The sequence below is a fragment of the Kineococcus indalonis genome, from assembly GCF_009906395.1.
Classification (GTDB): Bacteria; Actinomycetota; Actinomycetes; order Actinomycetales; family Kineococcaceae; genus Kineococcus; species Kineococcus indalonis.
In genome coordinates, this window is sequence record NZ_JAAALM010000430.1 from 1 (window position 1) to 3547 (window position 3547).

Here is a 3547-nt window from a genome sequence, read left to right on the forward strand (position 1 = left end):
CTCACGACGCGCTCCTCACTCGTCCACCGCGCGCCGGTTGGCGCGCAGGTAGACGATCGCGAAGGCCAGGGACATGACGATGAGGATGTTGCCCAGGGCCGCGCCCGCGCCGAAGTCGAACTCGCGGAAGGACGACATGTACGAGGCCAGGGCGATGGTCTGGGTGGCGTTGGCCGGGCCGCCGCCGGTGAGGCCGAGGATGACGTCGAGCACCTTCAGCGTGTAGACGACGCCCAGGACGAGCACCACGGTGACCACCGGGCGCAGCAGCGGCCAGGTGATGTGCCGGAACGCCCGCCAGCCGGTCGCCCCGTCCAGCGCGCCCGCCTCGTACAGCTCCTCGGGGATCTCCTGCAGCCCGCCGTACAGGATCGTCATGTTGAACGGGATGCCCAGCCAGATGTTCACCCCGATGACGGCCACGAGCGCCAGCGAGGTGCTGGTGAGCCACTCCGGGCGCACGTCGACGAACGGCAGCGCGGACAGGATGCGGTTCAGGGCGCCGTTGTCGGTGTCCAGGATCCACCGCCACACCGCCGTCCCGGCGATCATGGGGATCAGCCAGGGCAGCAGGATCAGCGAGCGCAGCACCCCGGAGAGCGCGAAGCGCTTGTGGAAGAACAGCGCGATCGCCAGGCCGACGACGAACTGCCCGGCGATCGAGCCGGCCGTGAAGAGGACCGTGTTGACCACGGAGCGGGTGAAGACGGCGTCGCCGACGACGTGGGCGTAGTTCGCCAGCCCCACCCAGGGCGCCTCGCCGGTGAAGAAGGTGCGGGTCGTGTACTCCTGGAACCCCATGACGACGTTCTTGACGATGGGGTAGCCGAAGAACAGCACGAGGTAGAGGACGGCGGGGACGAGGAAGGCGACCTCGACCGCCCGCCCGGCCACCCGCTTCGAGGGGCCCCTGCGCGCGGCCGGCGCGGCCGGCGGGGTGCTGACCCCGCCGGTCGCGCGCCGCGGGGCGGCGAGGTCAGCCATCCTGGGCCTGCCGCAGGGCGTCCTCGGGCGACATGCCGCCCACGAGCGCGTTCTGCACCGCCGTGTAGATCTTCGTGGCGGCGTCGGGCCACTCCGGGCCCAGCTCGCCGGTGCGGGCGCGCAGGTCGGGGACCTGCTCGGCGAAGGTGGACAGGTTCGCGTTCTGCGCGGAGACCTCGTCGGCCAGCTCGGGCTTGGTGGGCACGGTGCCGGTGGCGACCGAGATCTCGACCTGGTTCTCGTCGGCGTTGAGGCACTGCACGAGGTCGGCGGCCTTCTGCTGCTTCTCCTGGTCGCCGGTCTGCGGCACGGCCCACGCCTCGCCGCCGAAGGGGGAGACGACGGTGCCGCCGGCGGTGGGCGCCGGGATCGGCACGATGCCGTACTCCAGGCCCTCCACCGGGTCCAGCACGCCGAAGTTCCACGGCCCGTTGATCATCATGGCGGCGTTGCCCGCGGCGAACTGGTCGGCGACGTCGGCCTGCGACCAGTTCACGGAGGACTTCGACAGCGAGCCGGAGTCCACCATGTCCTTGACGAGCTGCAGCGCGGCGGCCGTCTCGGGGGTGGCGATGTCCTTCTCGTCGCCGCCGTTGGACCACATGAGGGGCAGGAACTGCCAGGTGCCCTCGTAGGTGTTGATGTTCGACATCGCGAACCCGTACCGGTCGCCCTCGGTGAGGGCGGTGGCGGCGGCCTTGAGCTCGTCCCAGGTGGTGGGCGGCTGGATGCCGGCCTGCTCCAGGACGGTCTTGTTGTAGAACAGCGCGATCGTGTTGGTCACCGGCTGCAGGGCGTACAGCTCGCCCTCGTAGGTGGAGGCCTTCAGGACGCCCTCGGCGACACCGGTGGAGTCGATGCCCAGCTCGCCCAGCGGGGTCAGCGCGCCGGACTCGGCGATCTGCTGCACGTCGGGGTTGTCGAGCATGAGCACGTCGGGCAGGGTCCGCGAGGAGCTCTGCTGGAGCACCTTCTGGATGAGGCTCTCGCCGGGCACGGCCTCGCGGTCGATCTGCACGCCGATCTGCTCCCCGCACGCCTCGATGGCGTCGTTCCACAGCGTGGCGTTGGGGTCGGAGTTGTAGTAGTCCAGCACGCGCAGGGTGCCGGCGTCGCCGGAGGAGGTCCCCCCCGCGTCCCCGCCGCCGCCGCAGGCGCTGAGCACCAGGGGCACGGCCAGCACGGCGGCCAGCCCGGTCCGCACGGTTCCTCGTCGAGCCATGTCGTTCCTCTCCTCGTGCCCACGGCGTCGTGGGCGTCGGTCCTTCTCGCGGTGCTGCGGCGGGTCAGCTCGGCGGGCACCCGGCGCATCTCGCCGGGGCTGGCGGGGTCGTCCAGCAGGGCGAAGAGCCACTCCATCGCCCGGCGGGACACGTCGCGCGGCTGCGTGGACACCGCCGTCAGCGGCACCTGCTGCGCCTCGGCCTCGGCGTCCGTGGACAGCGCCACCAGGTCCACGTCGCGCCCGGGGACCAGCCCGCGCCGCACCAGGGAGTTCACGACCTCCTGGGCGCCGGTGGTCACCAGCAGTCCCGGCGGCGCGCCGCGCCGCCCGGCCAGCACGTCGTCCAGGCAGGCGTCCACGTCCTCCTGCCCGGGCGCCACCGCGCACCAGCGCAGCGCCACGCCGCGCGCGTCGGCCTCGGCCCGCGCGGCGTCCCGGAAGCGCGGCACGTAGTTGATGCCGTGCTCCTCCACGTCCCGGCCCCAGCCCAGCACCACGACCTCGCGGTGGCCCGCGGCCGCCAGCTCGGCGACCAGCAGCCGGGCGGCGTCCTCGAAGTCGAAGTCGATGCAGTGCAGGCCCTCGGCGTCCTCGGGGAACCCGATGAACAGCGCCGGGCGCGGCAGCGAGCGCGCCACGGCGGCGCGCTCGTCGTGCGTGCGCACCTCCATGACCACGACCGCGTCGCACAGCGCGCGGCCCGCCACCCGCTGCAGGCCGCCGGGCCCCTCGTCGGCCGTGACGACCAGCACGTCGAAGTCGCGGGCGCGGGCGGCCAGGGCGATCTCCTCCACGAACGCCATGAGCCCGTGGGCGCTCAGGGAGCTGCGGAACGGCACGACCGCCGCGACGACGTTGGTGCGCTGGCTCGCCAGCGCCCGCGCGCCCGCGTGCGGCTGGTACGTCAGCTGCGCCATCGCGTCCTCGACCAGGCGGCGCGTCTTCTCCGAGATGGGCCGCTTGCCGCTCATGACGTACGAGACGGTGCTCTGGGAGACGCCGGCGACGCGCGCCACGTCCTTGCTGGTGGGGACCCTGACCACGCCGCCCTCCCTCCGCGCTCGTCGTCGAGGCGTTCGTCGATGCGTATCGAGCAGGACGGTAGCGGCCGGGCGGGTGGCGGGGCAAGGACCCGGCTCAAGCCGGTGCGACGATCTGCCGATGAGCTGACGGAGAAGTCCACGAGCAGGGAGACCCCGTGCCGGAGCACCACCCCCGCCCGCAGCAGCACGCGCACCGGCGCCCGCGCCGGCACGCGGGCCGGCAGGCGCGGCGCCGCCGCACCCGCACCCCGCTGCGCGCCCTCGCGCTGGCCCTGGGCTGCGCGCTGCTCGCCCC

General features: G+C 73.1%; 2 protein-coding genes and 1 pseudogene. All 3 read right to left on the bottom strand.

All coding sequences use genetic code 11. The annotated features are described in order from the left end of the window. Positions 1-15 precede the first annotated feature (15 nt). A complete protein-coding gene (locus GTR00_RS16920) occupies positions 16-984 on the bottom strand; it encodes a carbohydrate ABC transporter permease (protein WP_166612756.1) in 969 nt (322 codons plus the stop codon). Further along, positions 977-2206, bottom strand: coding sequence for a sugar ABC transporter substrate-binding protein (locus tag GTR00_RS24280; protein ID WP_240900486.1), 1230 nt, complete (start codon positions 2204-2206; stop codon positions 977-979). The genes GTR00_RS16920 and GTR00_RS24280 overlap by 8 nt, the downstream gene beginning before the upstream one ends. 110 nt (positions 2207-2316) lie before the next feature. Next, positions 2317-3252: pseudogene (locus tag GTR00_RS24285) on the bottom strand (LacI family DNA-binding transcriptional regulator); the annotation flags it as partial. Positions 3253-3547: the final 295 nt, after the last annotated feature.

Excerpts from the sequence above, each read along its gene's own strand:
- GTR00_RS16920 (WP_166612756.1), bottom strand. The coding sequence starts at position 984 with ATGGCTGACCTCGCCGCCCCGCGGCGCGCGACCGGCGGGGTCAGCACC.
- GTR00_RS24280 (WP_240900486.1), bottom strand. The coding sequence starts at position 2,206 with ATGGCTCGACGAGGAACCGTGCGGACCGGGCTGGCCGCCGTGCTGGCC.